The organism is Formosa undariae (assembly GCF_042427615.1).
In the GTDB taxonomy this organism is placed as follows: domain Bacteria; phylum Bacteroidota; class Bacteroidia; order Flavobacteriales; family Flavobacteriaceae; genus Formosa; species Formosa undariae.
Map to the genome: position 1 here is coordinate 942,925 of NZ_JBHMEZ010000003.1, position 21,719 is coordinate 964,643.

Here is a 21,719-nt window from a genome sequence, read left to right on the forward strand (position 1 = left end):
ACTTATAAGTCATAAAAAAATCCGCTTTACGATAATCGTAGAGCGGATTTTTTATTACTATTATGCTTTAAAAACTAGTCCTGATTAGAAGTCGTTTCTGTTATATCTAGATAATTAGGTATTCCATTAGCACCGATATCATTTGTTGGATCTCCATCGCCATCTAAATCTTCCCAAATAGTAGGTACGCCATCGCCATCATCATCTATATCTATAACATCAGGAATCTCATCCCCATCGGTATCATCATCAGAAATATCTCCATTATTATTTATATCCTCTAAATAAGAATATACACCATCGTTATCATGATCTAAATAAATAACCCCTGGCGTTCTCAGTGTAAAAACAAGACAAGAATATGCAGGAATTTTTGAAAGTGTTACACTATAATATCCCAATCCAGAAGGCATAATAATAGCGCCTATTCCGTGTTTGTGGTAAGTTATAGTTCCATCCGTGTTTTCAGAATTATCAATAGACGTTTTAAATTCTATTACACCTTCTTTAAAACCATCTACCACACCTAATTCAGATCCAATTGTAGACATGTTTAGACCTACAGGAGTCACTGTACTATCGAATGTGGTACCGTCTAATAACTTACCCGTATATTGTACAAAAGCTTTATCTGTGTAATGAATAACATCACCTTCACCTTCACGAACCATTAAATAATACATCGTATATATTAAATCTTCTTCTACCGCGTCTGCAACTTCTTTAGCTATTAATTCCGGTCTCTGACTTAAAGGAATTTTATCGCTATTTACACCAGCAATAGTATCAATAACTACCTGGAAACTATCATTAGCTTCACTATACGGGTTATCGAAATCAAATTCATCATAATTATAGAAGTGCGTATCTAAGTAAGCATCTAGCGCCGCTTTATTTTCTTCATACACTTCTGTTCTATCTCTAGCTGGTACAACAACGACTTCATCATCATCGTCATCATTTTTACATGTGAAAACCAATGCTGCTAATAAAATAGTTAAAGTGACTGTTCTTAATTTCATTATTGCTTATTTTTGGGGCGCAAGATACGATTTTAAATAGAATTTTGCACAATTAGTTAAATGATGATTTTCACAAGAAAAGTATGCGAATAGATAAATATTTATGGTGCGTAAGGTATTACAAAACAAGGAATATCGCGACAACAGCATGTAAAAAAGGACATATAAAAGTTAATGGAGCTGTAGTAAAACCAAGTCGAGACGTATATCCTCAAGATAAAATTGAAGTCCGTAAGGACCAAGTAAATTACAGTCTGAAGGTTAACGACTTGCCTCCAAATCGAGTTGGTGCGAAGTTAGTCGACTTATATCGCGTAGACACCACGCCAAAAGAAGCATTTGAAGCACAGGAGCTTTTAAAATACGCTAAAGATTATTATCGAAAAAAAGGGACTGGACGTCCTACTAAAAAAGACCGTAGAGATATAGACGATTATCAGGACGATCAAGATGTAGAACCTAAAGAAGAAAATTAATTCGGCTTTACATTTAACTCCTATTTTTAATTCTTAAAATGATAACGGGATAAAAAAACTCTCTTTATCTTTGATTAAATTTCAAACCACACATGGAAACGACTAAAAACATTATTTTAACTCACGATGAAATCAATCATAAAATTAAGCGTATCGCTTATCAGATTTATGAAAGCAACGTCTATGAAGAGGAAGTGATTTTAGCAGGTATTGATAGTAACGGTTATATATTAGCTAAAAAACTGAAAGCGGTTTTAAGTAAAATATCTCCTATAAAACCAGTACTTTGTAAAGTAAGCATCGACAAGAAAAACCCTAGAAACGACATTAAAACATCTCTAGCAGTAGAAGACTACAAAGATAAATCTATTGTATTAATCGATGATGTTTTAAACTCGGGTACCGCTTTAATTTATGGTGTGCGTTTCTTTTTAGATGTGCCATTAAAGCAATTTAAAACGGCTGTTTTAGTAAATAGAAACCATAAAAAATACCCTGTAAAAGCCGATTTTAAAGGTATCTCTTTATCTACATCTTTAAATAACCATGTAACGGTAGATTTTGATAGCAAACAGTACGAAGCGTATTTAGACTAGACTAAATGCGTCATTACCTCATCTAAAATAACGAATTGAGTTTTCTTATCTACACTAATAGAAATATCGGCTTGATTATAATAAAAAGCGCGTTCAAATAAGTGTTTCCCTATAAATTCAACTAATTCTTCGTCTGTATTAAAACGATCTAATAAAGGACGTTTAGCACGTTCGTGTTTTAAACGTCCAACTAATTCATTAATTCCTGCTTTAAAGTAAATGGAAGTTGCGGTTTGATCTTCTTTTATTAACTCCATATTATTTGCATAACAGGGTGTACCTCCGCCTAAGGCTAAAACAACATCCTTCTGTTGTTCCAAAATGTCTTTTAAATATTCGTGTTCTTTTTTTCGGAAATAGATTTCGCCTTTAATTTTAAAAAGTTCAGAAATAGATAATTCTTCTTTTTCTTCAATATAATTGTCTAAATCTATAAATGGGTAATTCAATGTTCTGGCCAACTTTTTACCTAAAGTTGATTTACCAGAGCCCATATATCCTATTAAAATTAAATTCATTTGAGGTGCTTTTTATTGATACTTAAAAACATACGTAATCGAACAACAAAAAAACGAAAAAAAAATTAGAAACAGGCTTGGTTTTCTAAATAAAGGTGATATATTTGCACCCGCAATACGCAAACAAAAACAATGACCTGGTAGCTCAGTTGGTAGAGCATCTCCCTTTTAAGGAGAGGGTCCTGGGTTCGAGCCCCAGCCCGGTCACAACAAAAAAGGTTAAACATATTCGTTTAACCTTTTTTCATTTTTAGACCTCATCTTATAATGCGCACGTGGCGGAATTGGTAGACGCGTTGGCTTGAGGGGCCAGTGTCCGTTAAGGACGTGGAAGTTCGAATCTTCTCGTGCGCACTTTTAAATTCTACGATCTTTATTTTATTTTCAAAATTATTTTATTTTTTTTCACAAAAAAAATACACCTTATAACTTATTCATTTTCAGAAGATTTGACCTAAAATTAGCACCATTTTTCATTGTTATAAGATTAAAATTGACATTAATTTTAGTATTTTATTTAAAATAAGTTGGTGTTTTAATAAAAGATAGTATCTTTGCACCCGCAATACGCAAACAAAAACAATGACCTGGTAGCTCAGTTGGTAGAGCATCTCCCTTTTAAGGAGAGGGTCCTGGGTTCGAGCCCCAGCCCGGTCACAACAAAAAAGGTTAAACATTACGTTTAACCTTTTTTTATGCGCTATAATTAAATAACTTCTATTTTATTGAGTCAAGTCCTAAAGTTGTGAGATTTCAGAATTATGTAAATTTGTAGTTAATGTAAAAAGAAAGGATTCTACATCTTTCTATTCTCGACTCCGCTCGAACACCCTAGAAAACATATGTTGTTTTTAAGAAACCTACTCCAACAACAACTTATCGATAGTTTCTCTTACCGTATCACTATTCCAATTAGACGCTCCGGTTTTATCGATCACTATACTTCCATCTTTACCTATTAATAAAGTTCTAGGTATTGAAGATGTATTTAACGCTTCTGGTACTGCTGAAACGGGCTGATGAACAGGAAGGTTAAACCCTCGCTTTTTTAAAAAGGCCGCTATAACAGCTTTGTCTTCATTCGAGACAAACAAAAATTGAATCTTGCCTTTATAATCGTCGTGCAATTTCACTAAACTTGGCATTTCTGCAATACATGGCGGACACCACGTGGCCCAAAAGTTAATGAGTACAACTTTCCCTTCGGCTGACTTAAAATCGTACGATACGCCATTTAAATCGGTTAAGTTCCATTGATAAGTATCTAACCGTTCTTGATCCGATTTATCTTCTACAGCAGGGCTAAACAACGCTAATCCTTTTTGAAGGAAGACTTGTATAGGCTGTCTGGTCTGAGGAATTAATAACAACAAGATAAATACAGCAAAAAGGACATTCGAAATTTTATTATTTTTTGATTTTGACATGCTATCTGATAAATTGATTAAAAAAAGAAACGCATCATCTGATAGAGATGATGCGTTTCAAATTTAATAACAAAATTCTAGATATGTTAAGAATTTAGGTTACTATTATATGTACTAGTTAGCTGTGATTGTAACTTTAAGAACTGAATTTACCGCAGGGTACGCGTAACCATCGTTCACATTACTTAAAAGCATAACATCGTTAGTTTCATCTATTCCAGTATCACCATCTAATTGATTTGTTACTGTATTTGGTCCAATCGCAGGCTCTTCGTTTACCTCTGTTCCAGCATCCCATAAATAGATGTTACTAGTTATATCTCCACTAACAGCAACTCCATTTGAATTAAAAAGCGCAATACCTGCATCGGATGTACCAAAAAACACATCGTTAGTTGCTGCTAACATATTTACAAAAGATAAGTGATCGCCTACTTGAGCATCGAAAGTAAACGAATAAGAGCTTCCTGGTAAAATCGGACCTGGACTACTACTTCCTACCGGTGTATTAAAAATTGCACCTTGCGAAACACCTTCTAAACTTAAAACACTAGCACCTAATGCAGCTGTATTTCCATCTTCAGCAATACCTTCAACACCATTACCATAATCTACAGCGCCTTCCGTAAACAAAGGATTAGTACCGTTATCATGTACTGCCCAAACTCCTGGAGAAGCCGGATAAGTCACGCCTGTGTTTTCGGCTGTATACGCTAGTAAGTTTGTTACATCACCATCTTCAGAAATATTTTCAATCCCTTGTCCGAAATCTGATTCTCCTTCAGTAAATAAAGGATTCGTTCCGCCGTGAACCACATAAACACCTGGAGAAAGCGGTGCAACTCTATCTCCTAAACTAGTAGATAATGTTGCATCTGCTAAGTCTTCAATAGTAATTAAAAACTGCGTTCCCGTCATGTAAGTAACAGATACATTAATAATTTCGTTAACTTCTGGAAAATCGAAAGCCTCTCCGTTTGTAACATTACTCATTAATAGTACGTTTCCATTTTCATCAACTCCCGTATTTGGACCTGACTGATTTGTAACTGTGTTTGGTCCTACAGCAGGCTCTTCATTTACTTCTGTTCCAGCATCCCAAAGAAACACTTGGTCTGTAACATCTCCTGAAATAGGATTTCCATTATCCTCGTACAATGCAATACCGTCATTTCCTGGTCCAAAAAAAGCATCGTTAGTTGCTGCTAGCATGGTTACAAAAGATAATTTTTGACTTCTACCAGCATCTACTAGAAACTCATATTTTTTTCCTGGTGTTGCAGGTCCTGGGCTAGAATCTCCTGTTGGAGTATTGAAAACTCCGGATTTTAAAAACGCCTGAACTGGCACAATATTTTCGATAGTTACTGTAAATGTACTATCCGGTGTAATGTTTTCATTTGAATTGTCGTCATCACTCGAACATGACATTCCTACTAAACCTAAAAAGGCTACTCCTAATACTAATCGCTTCATAATTTATATTTTAATAACTGTTATTAATAATTTATGAAGCAAATTTATAGGATAAGCAGAACTTGTTTTGTTAGCTATCTAACACAAACGAAAAAAAATTAAAAATTTATGCGACATTATTTAGAATCCGAATCTCTTTCCGATAGAAATCTAAATAATTCTCTTCTTTTAATTCATTTAAAATAATATTTAAAGTGGGCCGAGAAGTCCCAATTAATGAAGCAATTTCACTTTGAGTGTAGTAATGATTAATAATGGTATCTCCTGTAAATGGGCACTTGGCTCCTGAATCTTCACATAATTCGGACAAAAACTCTTTTAACCGTGTTTTCGAATCTTTAAATAATAAAAGCTGTAAACGTCTTTCTAGTTTTTTAAATTTTAAACCAATAAACTTATACACTTTGAAACTGAAGGATTGATTATTCCGCATTAAATCATACATGGTATCTACGCCAATGGGGCAAATAGATGTTGAATTATCTAAAGATTGTGCAAATTCGTCCCGTTTTGTTTCACCTAAAATAGCCTTTTCACCAAAAAGCTCTCCCCTAGATAGAATGGCTTTTACCACTTCTACCCCATCCTCATTATAGTACCCGATTTTGACTTTCCCTTTTTCGATTAAAAATATTTTATTAGAAGAATCGTCTTCAAAATAGATGTAATCTTTCTTTTTATACCCAGAGAATATATGTTCTTTCTTATACGCTTTAAACTTATGCGGACATAACATTCTAAATAAATTTACGTCTTCAAAAAACCAAAGTGAGCTCATAGTGTCGGGAATAAAATGGATATAAGAACTAGTCGTTATCGCCTAAATATCCTTACTTACAAACACCAAAACAAAAAAACTCCTAAGTTACCTTAGGAGTTTTTATACATTTAAACTTAACTTAATTAAGCAGAAGCATTTTCTTTTTTAATTAAATTTAAAGCCGATCCTTCCTTGTACCATGCAATCTGTGCCGCATTATAAGTATGATCTGTTTTAATAACATCTTTCGTTCCGTCTTTATGAACAAACTCGATAGCTAATTGCTTATCTGGAGCAAATTCGTTTAAATCTAAGAAATTGATTACATCGTCTTCTTGAATTAAATCATAATCTGCTTCATTAGCAAATGTCAGTCCTAACATCCCCTGTTTTTTAAGATTTGTTTCGTGAATACGAGCAAAAGACTTAACTAAAACCGCAGCGACACCTAAGTGGCGAGGTTCCATAGCAGCATGTTCACGAGACGATCCTTCACCATAGTTATGATCTCCTACTACAATAGATTTAATACCTGCCGCCTTATAGGCACGAGCCGTATCTGGAACACCTTCGTAATCCCCTGATAATTGATTTTTAACAAAGTTTGTTTTCTTATTGTATGCGTTAACAGCACCAATTAAACAGTTGTTAGAAATATTATCTAAATGTCCGCGGTAACGCAACCAAGGTCCCGCCATAGAGATATGATCTGTTGTACATTTTCCAAAGGCTTTTATTAATAATTTAGCATCGGTTATTGCATCTCCTATTGGTGTAAAAGGTTCTAATAATTGTAAACGTTCTGAGTCTGGAGATACAGATACAACCACACCGCTACCATCTTCATCTGGTGCTAAATATCCATTATCCAAAACTTCGAAACCTTTCGGTGGTAATTCCCATCCTGTTGGCTCGTCGAACATTACTTCTTCTCCGTCTTCGCTAATTAATTTATCTGTTAACGGATTAAAATCTAATCGCCCTGCAATGGCAATCGCAGCAACCATTTCTGGAGATGCTACAAACGCATGTGTATTTGGATTACCGTCTGCACGTTTTGCAAAGTTTCTATTAAACGAATGGATAATACTATTTTTAGGTGCGTTTTTAGGGTCACTATATCTTGCCCACTGACCGATACATGGCCCACAAGCATTCGTGAATATTTTTGCGCCTAATTTCTCGAAAATTTCAAGAATACCATCACGCTCTGTAGTATATCTCACTTTTTCTGAACCTGGATTAATTCCAAATTCTGCTTTTGTTTTTAGGTTTTTATCTAACGCTTGTTGCGCAATAGACGATGCACGAGATAAATCTTCGTAAGAGGAATTTGTACACGATCCGATTAGTCCCCATTCTACTTTTAAAGGCCAATCGTTAGCTTTTGCTTTTTTAGTCATTTCGGTACCTACAGTAGTAGATAAATCTGGTGTAAATGGTCCGTTTAATAATGGGCCTAATTCTGATAAGTTAATTTCTATAACTTCATCGAAATATTGCTCAGGATTTGCGTAAACTTCAGGGTCGGCAGTTAGATATTCTTTAACATCATTAGCCGCATCTGCAACATCCTCACGCTCTGTTGCACGTAAATAACGTTCCATAGATTCGTCGTAACCAAAGGTTGATGTTGTGGCACCTATTTCGGCACCCATATTACAAATTGTACCTTTCCCAGTACATGACATAGACGTTGCTCCTTCACCAAAATATTCAACAATAGCACCTGTTCCTCCTTTTACAGTAAGAATTTCTGCTACTTTTAAAATCACATCTTTAGGCGCTGTCCAACCAGAAAGTTTTCCGGTTAACTTAACACCAATTAATTTAGGAAATTTTAATTCCCATGCCATACCTGCCATAACATCTACAGCATCGGCACCACCTACTCCGATGGCTACCATTCCTAATCCACCCGCATTTACGGTGTGAGAATCGGTACCAATCATCATTCCACCTGGGAATGCATAATTTTCTAAAACAACTTGATGAATAATACCTGCTCCTGGTTTCCAGAATCCGATACCATATTTATTAGACACAGATTCTAAAAATTTAAATACCTCGCTACTTACATCGTTAGCATGTTTTAAATCTGTTGAAGCGCCTTCTTTAGCTTGAATTAAGTGATCGCAATGTACCGTTGTTGGCACTGCTACATTATCTTTTCCTGCTTGCATAAATTGCAATAGCGCCATTTGTGCAGTTGCATCTTGACAAGCGATACGATCTGGTGCGAAATCTACGTAATCTTTCCCCCTAACAAATGCTTTATTAGAAACCCCGTCCCATAGGTGAGAATACAAAATCTTTTCAGAAAGTGTTAATGGTGTTCCTACTATCTCTCTTGCTTTATCTACACGTTCAGAAATCTGACTGTAAACGCTCTTAATCATATCAATATCGAATGCCATATTTTTTTATTGTTTTATTAGACTATATTAATTTCTAAGATACAAAATGTAAAATGACTATAAAAAAGTTTCCTTTATATAGAATGATTATAGGAAACATTTAATCCATTAGAGCTAAAAACCGGTCTGTTTTGTCTTGTTGAATGAAAAACTAATATCATTCAACAATTGAATCACTATCAGGACAGTGTTTTTTAAATTGAAAATCCCCTTTGAGTTGCGCACAAAAAAAAGCCTGAATCTAAGATTCAGGCTTTTTATATATGTTAGCTTTATGCTATAAATTATACAGACAATAACTTACTTGAAGGCTTAAACTTCGTTAAGTTAATACCTTCTACAGCTTGTTGATATTCTTCTAAACTAGGTGTTCTACCTAATATCGTAGATAATACTACAACTGGAGTTGAAGATAATAAAGATTCTCCTTTTTTCTCTCCAGAATCCTTAACAACACGACCTTGGAATAAACGTGTAGATGTTGCCATTACCGTATCTCCTGGTTCTGCCTTTTCTTGGTTACCCATACAAAGGTTACACCCTGGACGCTCTAAATATAACATGTTTTCGTATCCTGTACGTGCAACTGCTTTTGGATCGTTATCGTCAAATTCGAAACCTGAATATTTTTGTAATACTTCCCAGTCTCCTTCTGCTTTTAACTCATCAACAATATTGTAAGTTGGAGGCGCAACTACAAGAGGTGCTTTAAACTCTACTTTTCCTTGTTGTCTCTCAATGTTTTTTAACATTTGAGCTAATATTTTCATATCACCTTTATGTACCATACAAGATCCTACGAAGCCTAAATCTACTTTTTTAGTTCCGCCGTAGAAAGATAATGGTCTAATTACATCATGCGTATAACGTTTAGAAACATCATCATTATTTACATCTGGATCTGCAATCATTGGTTCAACGATTAGATCTAAATCTATAACAACTTCTGCTTCATACTTCGCATTAGCATCTGGTCTTAACGCTGGTTTAATTCCTGTTTTAAGCTCTGTAATTCTAGTTTCAGCTTTATCAACAAGACCTTTAAGTACTTGTTTCGTGTTGTCCATTCCCTTATCAATCATGATTTGGATACGACCTTTTGCTATTTCTAAAGATTCAATTAATGTATCATCTTCAGAAATACAGATAGACGCCTTAGCTTTCATCTCTGCAGTCCAATCTGTAAATGTAAAGGCTTGATCGGCAGTTAATGTCCCAATATGAACCTCGATGATTCTACCTTGGAATACGTTTTCTCCACCAAATTGCTTTAACATTTGTTGTTGTGTTGCATGAACCACATCACGGAAATCCATATACGATTTCATTTCACCTTTAAAGGTTACTTTTACAGACTGTGGAATTGGCATTGAAGCCTCACCTGTAGCCAATGCTAATGCAACGGTACCTGAATCTGCTCCGAAAGCCACACCTTTAGACATACGTGTGTGAGAATCTCCACCAATAATGATGTCCCAATCTCCTACTGTAATATCGTTAAGTACTTTATGAATAACATCCGTCATTGGGAAATATTTCCCTTTAGGATCACGACCTGTAATTAAACCAAAGTCGTTCATAAAGCTCATTAATCTAGGAATGTTAGCTTTAGATTTATTATCCCAAACAGATGCTGTATGACACCCTGATTGGTATGCTCCATCTACAATTGGAGAAATCACTGTTGCAGCCATCATCTCTAATTCTTGAGACGTCATTAAACCTGTAGTATCTTGAGATCCTACAATGTTAACTTCTACACGCACATCTGAACCTGCATGTAATACTTTACCAGGAGTAGATCCTACTGCGTTTTTGTTGAATATTTTTTCAACAGCTGTAAGCCCTTGCCCTTCGATAGAAATTTCTTTTGATGGTGCGTAAACAGGTACAACATCTACACCTAATACTTTAGAAGCAAACGTTTGTAATTTTTTACCGAAAACAACAGCATAAGAACCACCTGCTTTCATAAACTCCATTTTTTGTGGTGTAAATGCTGCAGAAATATCTTTTAACTCTGTATCTCCGTTATATAATTTTTTCTCTTTTGTATTAATTGTAAGGACTGTTCCAGTTGCAACAGAATACTCTTCTTTTAAAACAGGATCTCCTTCTGCATCACGAATTGTGTTTCCTTCAGCATCTTTTTGTTGTACCCAATTTTTAAGGTCTAAACCAATACCTCCAGTTACACCAACTGTAGTTAAGAAAATTGGTGAAATTCCGTTTGTTCCAGCAATTACCGGCGCAATATTAATAAATGGTACGTAAGGGCTAGATTTAATCCCAGTCCATAACGCCACATTATTTACACCTGACATTCTAGAAGAACCGACACCCATTGTTCCTTTTTCTGCAATTAACATCACTCTTTTATCAGGATGTTGTGCTTGTACTGCTTTTAATTCGTTTTGTTGTGCAATATTATGTTCGAATAAACACTGACCGTGTAATTCTCTATCTGAACGTGAGTGTGCATCACCACCTGGAGATAGTAAATCTGTAGAGATATCACCAACTCCTGCGATAAATGTAACTACATCTATTTTTTCATCTATTTCTGGAAGCTTAGTAAAAAACTCTGCCTTAGCGTAGCTTTCTATTAATTCTTTTGCAATAGCATTCTCCGCCTTGAAAGCTTTTTCTAAACGTGCAGTGTCTGCTTCGTAAAGGAATACTTGTGTTTTTAAAACCTCAGCAGCTTGATTTGCCAAAGCAACATCAGAACCTAAAGCTAAATCCAATAATACCTCTACTGAAGGTCCTCCTTTCATGTGAGATAATTGTTCGAAAGCAGAAGCAACAGTAATTTCTTTAACTACAGAATCACCAAGGATAATTTCTTTTAAAAACTTAGCTTTTACACTAGCAGCAGCGGTAGTTCCAGGTAACACATTATAGATAAAAAAGTTTAGAGAGTCTTCTCTATATTCGTTATCTAAATCTTTAATTTGTGTAATGATTTCGCTTAATAATTCAGCACCATCAATTGGCTTTGGATGAAGCCCCTGACCTTTACGATCTTCGATCTCCTTAATGTAATCTTTATAAGTAGTCATAAACAATATTTTTTTTGTCAATAATTTAGATTAGTGTACGTTTATTCTATGGTTATTTGTTGAAAAAGGTGTTCTAAGTGCTGTTATTAAAACGACTTAAAAACAGGCGCAGCGCAATCGATATAATAATTTCATTCTAAAAGCGCTTTTACCACGCCTAAAATCAATATATATCAGACGTTAGTCCGCTTCTTTTTAAAACTTTGCAAACATAAAAAATTTAATGCAAAGTTTTAAAAAGAAAGCCTGTAATACAATAAAGTATGATATTAATTTGTTATAGTATCATCAAATTTTAACATAATCACTTTTATATTCAATAATAATTACAAAATTTGATTTTTCGTTAAAGGTTTGCAAAGAAAACAATATTTAATTACGAATATCTTATTTTATAACGACTCTAAATAAGAATACATATAAACTAAGTTATCTAAAAGAATATTCTAAATATAGTAGGTGTTTAGAACAGACTCTTAATTATATTTTCTTCTGAAATACCTTCAGCTTCTGCCTTGTAGTTTCTAATTATACGGTGTCTAAGAATACCGAAAGCTACAGCTTGAACATCTTCTATATCTGGCGAGAATTTCCCACGAACAATAGCATGTGTTTTTGCGGCTAATATTAGGTTTTGTGATGCTCTTGGTCCTGCCCCCCAATCGAGATAGCTTTTAACTAAATCAGGAGCTGCCTTTGAGTTAGGCCGAGTTTTACCAACCATAGTCACAGCATACTCTATAACATTATCTGCTACAGGCACACGTCTGATTAGTTTTTGAAAATCGACAATTTCGTTGGCGTTAAATAATGGGTTTACTGTAATAGATCTATCTGAAGTGGTTGCTTTTACCACATCTACCTCTTCTTGAAAAGTCGGGTAGTCTAAATAAATAGCAAACATAAAACGGTCTAATTGTGCTTCTGGCAAGGGATACGTTCCCTCCTGTTCTATTGGGTTTTGTGTAGCTAAAACAAAATATGGAAGACTCAATTTATAATGTTGTCCAGAAACAGTCACCGAACGCTCTTGCATAGCCTCTAACAATGCAGCTTGTGTTTTTGGAGGTGTTCTGTTTATTTCGTCTGCTAAAATAATATTCGAAAATATTGGACCTTTAATAAATTTAAAGTTTCTGCTTTCGTCTAAAATTTCACTTCCTAAAATATCACTAGGCATTAAATCTGGCGTAAACTGTATGCGTTTAAAATCTAAACCTAATGCTTGAGAAATAGTATTAACCATTAAGGTTTTAGCCAATCCAGGAACACCAATTAATAAGGCATGACCACCCGAGAAAATAGAAATTAATATTTGCTCGACAACCTGATCTTGACCAATTATAATCTTAGATATTTCGGTTTTTAAAGCACTAAACTTCTTTACAAACTGTTCTACAGAAGCAACGTCCGACATTTCTTATTTTTTTAACCAGTTACTCGCAAATTCGCAATCTCTATACGCGCCACTTATTTTAATATAGGTTTCAGAAATCGTTTCTTTTTGCCATTTTTCAATCGCTCTTAAACGTTTTTCATCTAAAGCTATTCCTTTAATTTTAAGGTAATCCTGAGCATAGTTTGCAACGTGCTCATCTACACGACCTGAAACCATAAGTAATTTAAAAGAAATCTTACCTGTACGATCTTGATCTTTTAAGACTAAACTGATTTCGTCATCCTTTAAATTTTGAATTTGTGTATATAATTCTGTTGGCATACCTGTTAACTCAAAATTATAATCTTGTGTTTCTGGATTAATTAATTGTCCTCCGTCATACTTCGTTTCTTTTTCGTCACTGTATTTTTTAGCAGCTTCTGCAAATGTAATTTCCTCGTTGATAAGTTCTTCTCTAACTTTATCTATTTTCTCCTTAGCCTCTTTTATTTGGCTATCAGTAACCTGTGGCATTAATAATACGTGACGCACATCGTATTCTTGTCCTCTAATTTTTTCTAAATAAATAATATGATAACCATATTCTGTAGGGAAAGGGTCTGAAATTTCACCTTCTTTTAATGAAAAAGCAACTTGTCTAAACTCTTTTACCATTTTAGGTTGCTTACGGTTTAAAGTATATAAACCACCATTTGCGACAGAGGATTTATCGTCTGTATACAACACTACTTTAGATCTAAAACTAGCGCCATTCTCGATCACATCGGCTTTCATTTCTTTTAAACGATCTATTACTTTTTGCTTTTCTGCTTCGGTAACTTCTGGCTCTACAACAATTTGAGCAACGCGTAATTCTGTACCAAATGTAGGACGTTCGTCTTCTGAAATACCATTAAAAAAATCACGAACTTCTTCTGGTGTAATTTCTATATCTTCAACAATCTTTGCTTGCATTTCTTGAGCAAGTTTCTGATTCTTGTTTATTTCGAACATTTCGTCTCTAAAACTCTTTTCATCTTCCTTATTATATAAGTTTAATAAGGCATCCATAGAGCCATTTGTTTGTTGTAAAAATTGCTGAATTTGTTGATCAACAAACGAGTAAATTTCCATATCATTCACGATAATACTATCCTGAACGGCTTGGTGAGAATATAATTTATCTTCAAGAAGTTTTCCAAACAATTCGCATTCGGTAAAATCGTCTGTATTTACACCTTGCGCTTTTAATTGTAAAACGGTATTATCGACATCAGATTCAAGAACAATATAATCTCCAATTACAGCAGCAACACCGTCAATTTTCCGCGCTCCAGGAGATACTACAGAATCCATAACTTTTATTGGCTCCTCGACTACTTCAGTTTCAACTACTTCAATTTCGGCAACTTCGTCTGGAATAATTTCTTGTGCAAACATTCCATTTACACAAAGGATAAAGCTTAAAAAGAAAGCTTGTTTAAGGTTAATTATAAATTTCAAATTGTTTGTTCTTAATTGCATCTTTTGTAATATCTTTTTCTAAATCTCTAATGAGTTCTAATTTTCTTTTGTTAATCACGATTTGATCGATAGTAGGCTTTACATACTCCAATGGTGCTGTGCTACCTCTCAATAAAACGTCATTAACATGCATCAAATATACTCCTAATGAATCTTTGAGTTGTATAAAATTAGATTTTTTTAACAGTTGTTCTCTGTTTTCGGCAGAAACCACTGGAATCTTACTTAAAACCTGCCTTACTTTTATCCAAATGGTGTCATTTAAAGCGTACGATTTAAACTGAATTGATATCGAATCTAACTCCTTTTTATCCTTGGAATTGAATCGCTTAAATTTGGATTGAATTTCCTTAAAATCTAACCTGTTTTCGTTCAAATTAATATATCGAAATTTGACTAAATCTTCGTTTAATTTAAACGCTTCAATATTCGCTTTATAATAGCTTTCGGCTTCGCTAATTGAAACAGAAGTATCAATACTACGTTGTACTAGAGCCTCTAAATACGCTTTAGAATACAGGTCTTTTTGATACTGATTTACTAAACGTTTAAAGTTATCTAGTTTTGTTTCGTTTAAGTTTCGCTTAGCACCATCTACCAACAATTCTTGAGTTGCCCAACGTGTTATAAAATTTTGAATAAAAACGGTACTATCCTCCTCTGAAGCCCCTTCAAAAACCAATCCTTCTATATCTTCGTGATACAAATAAGATTCGTTAACACGGGCCACTGGAGTACGCGTATCTTCAGTTTTAAAAAGCTGACAGGAAGTCAAACTTAGCAATACGAATACTATTATAATTTTTATCTTCAATTATTGATTGTTAATTTCGTTTCTTACTTGGGTTAATACACTTTCGCTAATTGTAACCGTGTATTTTGCGTGTAAATCTTGCATCCAAAGATCTTCTTTTTCAGTTTGAAAATCGTTTATAACGCTTCCTTTGGCTTCTTCGAAAGATTTTAAAGTTTTAGGAAACACTTGGTTAACTTTTGCAACAATATAACCATCGTTAAATTCGTAAATACTAGAAACTCCTTTTTTAAATTCAAAATTCTTTGGAAGACTTTGGTGATTTTCTTCTAAGATTCCTGACGTAAAAATAACATGGATTTCATCGTTTACATTAAATCTCGCCTTTATATCATCTAAAGGTACATTCTTTTTCAATAGTCTAGCTGTTTTTCTAATAACCTTTCTATCTACAGAAGACGCTACAACTGCGTCGACACGCTTGTTCCAACTATAGTTATCCCTATGCGCTTGGTAGTACTTTTGAACAGCAATAGTATCTGTGTTTCCGGCATTCCAGATTTCGGTTTCCATTAACTCAAACAATAATAAACCATCTCTATACTCGCCAACAATATCGGCAAATTCTGAATTTTCATTTTCTAAATTAGCTTCTTGATAGCTCTTTAATTCAGTCTCTAAAAATGTATTATAATTTAAATCTACTATTTTATCGAATGGTATTTTATCTGAAAACAATGTTTGACGCTTTATCATATATGCACCAAAATCATTATAGGTATATACCTTTTCTCCTAAGGTGAATAATTCGGTATCTCCCTTAAATTTTGAAGGCAATTCCCAAGTATTGGTATAATAGGTTTTATTTAAAATCTTAACAAAATAAGGTATTGCAGGCTGCTCTTCGGCTATTTTATATGCTTTTTTTAATTTTTGAATACGACTTTCGTCAATGCGCTCCGATCTGGTATCCTGTTTAACCTTATCTTCTAACTCTTCTTTAATATCTCCAAAATCCGGCACTGGTTTTCGTTCTAACAACTTAACTATATGCCATCCAAAATCTGTTTTAAATGGTTCTGAATATTGATCTACTATAACCAGGTTAAAGGATGCTGTTTCAAATTCGCTAGACGACAATTGCCCCATAGAAAATGGCGCTAACTCCCCACCTTTACCAGCAGAATTATTGTCATCGGAAAACTGTTTCGCTAAACTTTCGAAGCTTTCCCCTTGGATTAATTTTTTATAAATTTCGTTAATTCGAACCTCAGGGTCAGAAATAGTATCCCCTTTAGCATTATTAGCTATCATAATATGAGCAACCTTTACAGTACCACGTGACGGACGTTTATCTAAAACTTGTACAACATGATATCCAAAACGTGATCTAAACGGTTGAGAAACATCTCCTACTTCTGTTTTATAAGCTGCATTCTCGAAACTATAAACCATTTTAAACGCTGAGAAATATCCTAAATCTTCGGCAAAAATCTCTTTCCCATCGTGGACATCTTTCTTAACGGTATCGAACCCCTCTGCGATTAAACGATTTCTTAATTTTACAATTCCCATATAAGCTGCTAATGTATCTTTAGGAGACGCATTGGGATCAAGTTTTACAAGGATATGTCTTGCTTTTATATCTATATTTAATCGTGTATATGCTTCTTCCACCAATTCTTCGGTCACCGCATTATCGATTAAGTAATTTTGAGCAAGTTGATTTCTATAAGATAATAATTCTTTTTTGTAAGCCGGTTTTTCATTTAACTTTAATGACTTTGCTTCTGCTAATTTCAGCTTATAATTAATAAATAATTGCAGATAAGCATCTACATCTTTCTGAGATTCGTCTTTAACCAAGTCTAAGTTTTTATTATAAACTCTTAAAAATTCTGATGCATACACTGGAGTTTCGTCCACTGAAAAAAGTACATCATCTGAAGCTATTTGTGCTGTACTTACAACTGAGATAGTAAGGAATAGCAACATCAAAACGGATTTCAATTTCATTATTTAAAATTTAATGTGAGCAAAAGTACTAATATAAAGCCATAATACAAGTTGCTTTAACAAACGTAGTTAAGATAACTTTAGTATTTCTAAAAGTCAGCAACATTTTAAAGAATGTAAAACAGATTTTTCTACACATTATTGCTTTACTAAATATCTTTACACCTTATATCTATACGATCTGAAAATTAAAAAATAAAACAGTTTACAATTATAGTCCGTGTCACTTGAATCTGAAAATGGAATGTGTACTTTTGGTAAAATTTTAACACATGCGACAATTAAAACTTATTTGGGATTTTCGTGGACCTCACGCCTTAAAAACAGCCGAACATCACGAGGTTCATTTAAAGGAATATATTAAAAGTGAAAACTTAAATATTTCCATTACAGGTTTTTCTACAATTACCGATATGCATGCCATTGCCTATTTAGTTTTAAACGAATTAGAAATGAAACCTGTACGCGATGCTTTAAAACCACATCGTGGCCAAGTTTACGTATCGGAATCATAAAAAATCGGGTTTAAATTTATGACATTTTCATACATAAACATTACGGTTTATAATTACATTTGCTAATCGATATTTTAAGTGCCCTTATACTATGTTAAACGATAGACGAACAACAAATTTCCTACTACTTATTATAGTAATTCCTTTAGTATTTTATTTACTAAATATATTATCATTCATTTTTGTACCCCTTGTTTTCTCCATGTTTATCGCGCTTCTTTTTTTGCCGATAATGAGGTGGTTAACAAAGCGAAATTTACCAAGGGCTGTGAGTATAATTGTTATTGTGCTTATAATTCTCGTTTTTTTTAAATTACTCGGATATCTAGTCCAGTTATCGAGTAGAGAAATTTTATCTACCAGTGATGCTTTTCTCTTAAAAGCAGAAGAAAAAATAAAACTATTAATATCTAGTTTAGAGGCCTTCTTCGGTACCGATTTACTAAAAGATAACATTAGTATTTCTAAACAATTGCTAAACAAAGAAACGCTTGTAAACAATTTTGGTCCGACCTTAAATTTCTTACGCTCGACGATAACTATGATGTTAATGACTGCTTTTTTCGTGGTATTATGGCTAGCAGAATCGATTAATGTTCATAACATATTAAATCGTACTATTTTAAAACAAAAGCACACCTCGGTTAAAACCTTCTTAAAAATTGAAAACGATTTAATACAGTTTATTAAAGTTAAAGTATTTGTAAGTCTAATGACTGGAATTTTCACAGGTTTGGCCTGTTATGCTTTCGATGTGAGTTTTCCAATTTTCTGGGGATTATTTGCTTTCATCATCAATTTTATTCAAATGGTAGGGTCTTTTATTACCGTAATATTCTTATCCATATTTGCTTTTGTAGAAATAGAAGTTACAAGTACTTTGGTATTCTTTATTGCGTGTATTACCGGAGCTCAAGTTTTGTTTGGGACGATATTAGAACCCGTATTTATGGGAAAATCTTTCTCTATAAATATAATAACCGTTTTAGTTATGTTAATGCTTTGGGGCTTTATTTGGGGTATTCCTGGATTAATTATGGCCATCCCAATCACGGTATTTGTAAAAATAATTTTAGAACAGTTTCCCAGTACTAAGCTTATTGCCGGTATACTATCTAAAGGCTAGTGTAAAAATATTAGAAGATCGTTCTCTTTAAATAACATGATATTTTTAATGATATCCCGCTAGATACGCTTACCAAAAAGATCCCCCACAGGATTGCTTTAAAACATAAATTACACCTCTATACCATAAGATAGTATTATGATTGAAATAGTACTGAACATATATTAATATTCAGCTTCAGATTCAACTTAAGTCCTAGCTTAGACGCGGAAAGGCTTGAATCAATTACCCGACACCTTTCTATCTTGGTTATAGACATTTTACTACCGACTAGAGTTTCAGAAATTCAAATAAATCATGCATAAAAAAACTCCAATTAAAACTAAAACTGTTTCAATTGGAGTTTAAAATATAAGGTAAGAATCACTTCTTACATGATCTATCTTGAGTAATTTGGAGATTCTTTTGTAATGGTTACATCATGTGGATGACTTTCGTTAATTCCACTCGCTGTAATTTTCACAAAACGTCCTGTTTCTTTTAATGTTTCTATGTCTTTAGAACCACAGTATCCCATACCAGCGCGTAAACCACCAACAAACTGATGAATACTTTCATACAATTCACCTTTATAATCTACACGACCAACAATTCCTTCTGGTACTAATTTTTTAATATCGTCTTCTACATCTTGGAAGTAACGGTCTTTACTACCTTCTTTCATGGCTTCTACAGACCCCATTCCGCGGTAAGATTTAAACTTTCTTCCTTCAAAAATAATGGTTTCTCCAGGAGATTCTTTAGTTCCCGCTAATAAAGACCCTAACATTACTGTATCTGCTCCTGCTGCAATAGCTTTAGGAATATCTCCAGTATAACGAATACCTCCATCTGCAATTACAGGAACACCCGAGCCTTTAATCGCTGCAGCAACTTCTAATACTGCAGAGAACTGAGGGAATCCAACTCCTGCAACAACACGAGTTGTACAAATAGAACCAGGTCCTATTCCTACTTTTACCGCATCTGCACCTGCTTCTACTAAATATTTAGCAGCTTCGGCAGTAGCAATATTTCCAACAACAACATCTAGGTCTGGAAATTTTGCTTTTACAGCTTTTAACACATTTACCACACCTTTAGTATGTCCGTGAGCTGTATCTATAATAATAGCATCGATACCTGCTTTGTATAAAGCTTCGGCACGCTCTACAGCATCGCCTGTTACTCCAATTGCTGCTGCAACACGTAAACGACCATAAGTATCTTTGTTTGCATGTGGTTTCTGCGTAAGCTTTGTAATATCTCTAAATGTAATTAATCCGATTAACTTATAATCAGCATCAACTACAGGTAATTTTTCAATTTTCTTTTCTTGTAAAATAACCTCAGCATCTTTTAAGGACGTCCCTTCTGCTGCTGTTACAAGGTTTTTAGAAGTCATAATTTCAACAATCGGGCGATCGTTTTTATGTTCGAAACGTAAATCTCTATTGGTTACAATACCTTTTAATTTACCGTCTTTATCTACTATTGGAATACCTCCAATACCATGTTCTTTCATGCTATTTTTAGCATCGATAACTTTAGCGGTTAGAGGCAAAGTCACCGGATCGATAATCATTCCGCTTTCTGCACGCTTAACTTTACGTACTTCTTGAGCTTGCTGCGTTATCGACATGTTTTTATGCAACACACCAATACCACCTTCTCTAGCCATAGCAATAGCCATCGCGCTTTCTGTAACAGTATCCATTGCTGCAGAAATGATAGGTACATTAATTGTAATGTTTCGTGTAAATTTTGTTTGAATATTTACCTCTCTTGGTAAAATTTCGGAAAATGCTGGAACTAATAAGACGTCGTCGTAGGTTAGTCCTTCTCCTAGAATTTTGTTTTCGTGTGCTGTCATGTTGCAATTAAGATGTAATTGCGTGCAAATATACGTTTTTTAATAGTAAGAATTGAATTGAAATCGCCTATTTTTAATCTAAAGATTTACAATAGGGCAAAAGCACATTTACAGCATAGAGATATCTGTCTTCTGCATTTTTTAAATCGCCTGTAAATTCCAGTTCATTTGGCACAAACACCCCATAAATCCCGTTTCCTTTAGAAATTTCAGAAATCTGTTCTAAACTTTTCTCATCCATATTGCTGTAAACAGATTCTACCCATTCATACTGCTCGCGATGAAGCATTTCTAAATCCCAAGTTTCTGCTGCTTCACCTTTAAGAATCTCATCGGCTCCCAAAACATTTTTTAAATATGGCAATGCATTTTTAAAAACAACTTCACTCCCAATATTGGTATAATAAATGGTAGATTTTTTCACGAAATACTTATAAGGAAAAACGCTTATTCGGCTTAATTTATCTGAAATGAATCCGGCCATTACTATCCAATGTATTTCATTCCCTTTTTGTTTAAGTTCTTGCTCAATCCATCGATAAAATCCCAATCGTTGCCCAACACTTGTATATGCTTCAGAATTTAAATGAGATAAATTATAAGTATTTGCTTTTTGCCAAGTAACCGAATTCTGTTTTCTATCCTTCGTTAACCAATCTCCTAATATCAAGCTATCTCGTTTTGTTTCCTTTTGATAGGCTTTTAAATTTTTCCATTCTTTAGCAGAAAGAACCTGACAACTTAAACATAGTAAGACTAAGAAAAATGATTTCATATTTTCAAATTTTCAGGAAAAGATA

The 21,719-nt window shown here is 34.0% G+C and carries 17 protein-coding genes and 3 tRNA genes; 7 read left to right on the forward strand and 13 right to left on the reverse strand.

Features of this window, described 5'->3' with window-relative positions; translation table 11 throughout:
- Window positions 1-74: 74 nt before the first annotated feature.
- On the reverse strand, window positions 75-1,022 hold the full coding sequence (locus ACFFVB_RS07245) for an FKBP-type peptidyl-prolyl cis-trans isomerase (RefSeq protein ID WP_382382050.1): 948 nt from the start codon (window positions 1,020-1,022) through the stop codon (window positions 75-77).
- 83 nt (window positions 1,023-1,105) lie between these two features.
- On the opposite strand from ACFFVB_RS07245, the gene ACFFVB_RS07250 reads away from it, so the two are divergent.
- Both ACFFVB_RS07250 and ACFFVB_RS07255 read left to right on the forward strand, forming a co-directional pair.
- Window positions 1,106-1,498 (forward strand): Hsp15 family ribosome-associated heat shock protein, encoded by a 393-nt coding sequence (locus tag ACFFVB_RS07250; protein WP_382382051.1) that lies wholly within the window; start codon window positions 1,106-1,108, stop codon window positions 1,496-1,498.
- Window positions 1,499-1,590: 92 nt separating this feature from the next.
- Window positions 1,591-2,094: a phosphoribosyltransferase family protein gene (locus ACFFVB_RS07255; RefSeq protein ID WP_382382052.1), complete on the forward strand. Its 504-nt coding sequence runs from the start codon at window positions 1,591-1,593 to the stop codon at window positions 2,092-2,094.
- On the opposite strand, the gene ACFFVB_RS07260 is transcribed toward ACFFVB_RS07255, so the two are convergent.
- Window positions 2,091-2,612 carry a shikimate kinase gene (locus ACFFVB_RS07260; protein ID WP_382382053.1) on the reverse strand — a complete coding sequence of 174 codons (522 nt, stop codon included), beginning with the start codon at window positions 2,610-2,612 and terminating at the stop codon, window positions 2,091-2,093. The genes ACFFVB_RS07255 and ACFFVB_RS07260 overlap by 4 nt on opposite strands.
- Before the next feature lie 134 nt (window positions 2,613-2,746).
- Here ACFFVB_RS07260 and ACFFVB_RS07265 point away from each other — a divergent pair.
- The 3 genes from ACFFVB_RS07265 (at window position 2,747) to ACFFVB_RS07275 (ending at window position 3,269) form a co-directional block, all read left to right on the forward strand.
- Window positions 2,747-2,819 (forward strand) — tRNA-Lys (locus tag ACFFVB_RS07265).
- 62 nt (window positions 2,820-2,881) lie between these two features.
- A tRNA-Leu gene (locus tag ACFFVB_RS07270) sits at window positions 2,882-2,966 on the forward strand.
- A 230-nt stretch (window positions 2,967-3,196) separates the two neighbouring features.
- Window positions 3,197-3,269: transfer RNA gene (locus tag ACFFVB_RS07275), tRNA-Lys, on the forward strand.
- 203 nt (window positions 3,270-3,472) lie between these two features.
- Here ACFFVB_RS07275 and ACFFVB_RS07280 read toward each other — a convergent pair.
- The 9 genes from ACFFVB_RS07280 to ACFFVB_RS07320 form a co-directional block, all read right to left on the reverse strand.
- Entirely contained in the window at window positions 3,473-4,039 is a 567-nt protein-coding gene (locus tag ACFFVB_RS07280; RefSeq protein WP_382382054.1) for a TlpA family protein disulfide reductase, read from the reverse strand.
- Window positions 4,040-4,153: 114 nt separating this feature from the next.
- Window positions 4,154-5,515 (reverse strand): spondin domain-containing protein, encoded by a 1,362-nt coding sequence (locus ACFFVB_RS07285; RefSeq protein WP_382382055.1) that lies wholly within the window; start codon window positions 5,513-5,515, stop codon window positions 4,154-4,156.
- Window positions 5,516-5,621: 106 nt separating this feature from the next.
- On the reverse strand, window positions 5,622-6,293 hold the full coding sequence (locus ACFFVB_RS07290) for a Crp/Fnr family transcriptional regulator (protein WP_382382056.1): 672 nt from the start codon (window positions 6,291-6,293) through the stop codon (window positions 5,622-5,624).
- Window positions 6,294-6,418: 125 nt separating this feature from the next.
- On the reverse strand, window positions 6,419-8,692 hold the full coding sequence (locus ACFFVB_RS07295) for an aconitate hydratase (protein ID WP_382382057.1): 2,274 nt from the start codon (window positions 8,690-8,692) through the stop codon (window positions 6,419-6,421).
- A gap of 284 nt (window positions 8,693-8,976) precedes the next feature.
- Entirely contained in the window at window positions 8,977-11,754 is a 2,778-nt protein-coding gene (locus tag ACFFVB_RS07300) for a bifunctional aconitate hydratase 2/2-methylisocitrate dehydratase (RefSeq protein ID WP_382382058.1), read from the reverse strand.
- Window positions 11,755-12,217: 463 nt separating this feature from the next.
- Window positions 12,218-13,171 carry an AAA family ATPase gene (locus ACFFVB_RS07305; protein ID WP_382382059.1) on the reverse strand — a complete coding sequence of 318 codons (954 nt, stop codon included), beginning with the start codon at window positions 13,169-13,171 and terminating at the stop codon, window positions 12,218-12,220.
- Between the two features lie 3 nt (window positions 13,172-13,174).
- On the reverse strand, window positions 13,175-14,635 hold the full coding sequence (locus ACFFVB_RS07310; RefSeq protein WP_382382060.1) for a peptidylprolyl isomerase: 1,461 nt from the start codon (window positions 14,633-14,635) through the stop codon (window positions 13,175-13,177).
- Window positions 14,619-15,470: a peptidyl-prolyl cis-trans isomerase gene (locus ACFFVB_RS07315; protein WP_382382061.1), complete on the reverse strand. Its 852-nt coding sequence runs from the start codon at window positions 15,468-15,470 to the stop codon at window positions 14,619-14,621. Before ACFFVB_RS07315 ends, ACFFVB_RS07310 begins: the two co-directional genes overlap by 17 nt.
- A complete protein-coding gene (locus tag ACFFVB_RS07320; protein ID WP_382382062.1) occupies window positions 15,471-17,426 on the reverse strand; it encodes a peptidylprolyl isomerase in 1,956 nt (651 codons plus the stop codon).
- Window positions 17,427-17,698: 272 nt separating this feature from the next.
- Between ACFFVB_RS07320 and ACFFVB_RS07325 the strand changes: the two genes are divergently transcribed.
- Window positions 17,699-17,941 (forward strand): hypothetical protein, encoded by a 243-nt coding sequence (locus ACFFVB_RS07325; RefSeq protein WP_382382063.1) that lies wholly within the window; start codon window positions 17,699-17,701, stop codon window positions 17,939-17,941.
- A gap of 91 nt (window positions 17,942-18,032) precedes the next feature.
- Entirely contained in the window at window positions 18,033-19,067 is a 1,035-nt protein-coding gene (locus ACFFVB_RS07330; protein WP_382382064.1) for an AI-2E family transporter, read from the forward strand.
- A 379-nt stretch (window positions 19,068-19,446) separates the two neighbouring features.
- Here ACFFVB_RS07330 and guaB read toward each other — a convergent pair whose 3' ends face one another.
- Together guaB and ACFFVB_RS07340 are read right to left on the reverse strand one after the other, a co-directional pair.
- Window positions 19,447-20,919, reverse strand: coding sequence for an IMP dehydrogenase (gene guaB, locus ACFFVB_RS07335; protein WP_382382065.1), 1,473 nt, complete (start codon window positions 20,917-20,919; stop codon window positions 19,447-19,449).
- A 73-nt stretch (window positions 20,920-20,992) separates the two neighbouring features.
- On the reverse strand, window positions 20,993-21,694 hold the full coding sequence (locus tag ACFFVB_RS07340; RefSeq protein ID WP_382382066.1) for an Insecticidal toxin complex protein: 702 nt from the start codon (window positions 21,692-21,694) through the stop codon (window positions 20,993-20,995).
- Window positions 21,695-21,719 lie beyond the last annotated feature (25 nt).

Coding starts and splice junctions, on each gene's coding strand:
- ACFFVB_RS07245 (WP_382382050.1), bottom strand. CDS start 1,022: ATGAAATTAAGAACAGTCACTTTAACTATTTTATTAGCAGCATTGGTT.
- ACFFVB_RS07250 (WP_382382051.1), top strand. CDS start 1,106: ATGCGAATAGATAAATATTTATGGTGCGTAAGGTATTACAAAACAAGG.
- ACFFVB_RS07255 (WP_382382052.1), top strand. CDS start 1,591: ATGGAAACGACTAAAAACATTATTTTAACTCACGATGAAATCAATCAT.
- ACFFVB_RS07260 (WP_382382053.1), bottom strand. CDS start 2,612: ATGAATTTAATTTTAATAGGATATATGGGCTCTGGTAAATCAACTTTA.
- ACFFVB_RS07280 (WP_382382054.1), bottom strand. CDS start 4,039: ATGTCAAAATCAAAAAATAATAAAATTTCGAATGTCCTTTTTGCTGTA.
- ACFFVB_RS07285 (WP_382382055.1), bottom strand. CDS start 5,515: ATGAAGCGATTAGTATTAGGAGTAGCCTTTTTAGGTTTAGTAGGAATG.
- ACFFVB_RS07290 (WP_382382056.1), bottom strand. CDS start 6,293: ATGAGCTCACTTTGGTTTTTTGAAGACGTAAATTTATTTAGAATGTTA.
- ACFFVB_RS07295 (WP_382382057.1), bottom strand. CDS start 8,692: ATGGCATTCGATATTGATATGATTAAGAGCGTTTACAGTCAGATTTCT.
- ACFFVB_RS07300 (WP_382382058.1), bottom strand. CDS start 11,754: ATGACTACTTATAAAGATTACATTAAGGAGATCGAAGATCGTAAAGGT.
- ACFFVB_RS07305 (WP_382382059.1), bottom strand. CDS start 13,171: ATGTCGGACGTTGCTTCTGTAGAACAGTTTGTAAAGAAGTTTAGTGCT.
- ACFFVB_RS07320 (WP_382382062.1), bottom strand. CDS start 17,426: ATGAAATTGAAATCCGTTTTGATGTTGCTATTCCTTACTATCTCAGTT.
- ACFFVB_RS07325 (WP_382382063.1), top strand. CDS start 17,699: ATGCGACAATTAAAACTTATTTGGGATTTTCGTGGACCTCACGCCTTA.
- ACFFVB_RS07330 (WP_382382064.1), top strand. CDS start 18,033: ATGTTAAACGATAGACGAACAACAAATTTCCTACTACTTATTATAGTA.
- guaB (WP_382382065.1), bottom strand. CDS start 20,919: ATGACAGCACACGAAAACAAAATTCTAGGAGAAGGACTAACCTACGAC.
- ACFFVB_RS07340 (WP_382382066.1), bottom strand. CDS start 21,694: ATGAAATCATTTTTCTTAGTCTTACTATGTTTAAGTTGTCAGGTTCTT.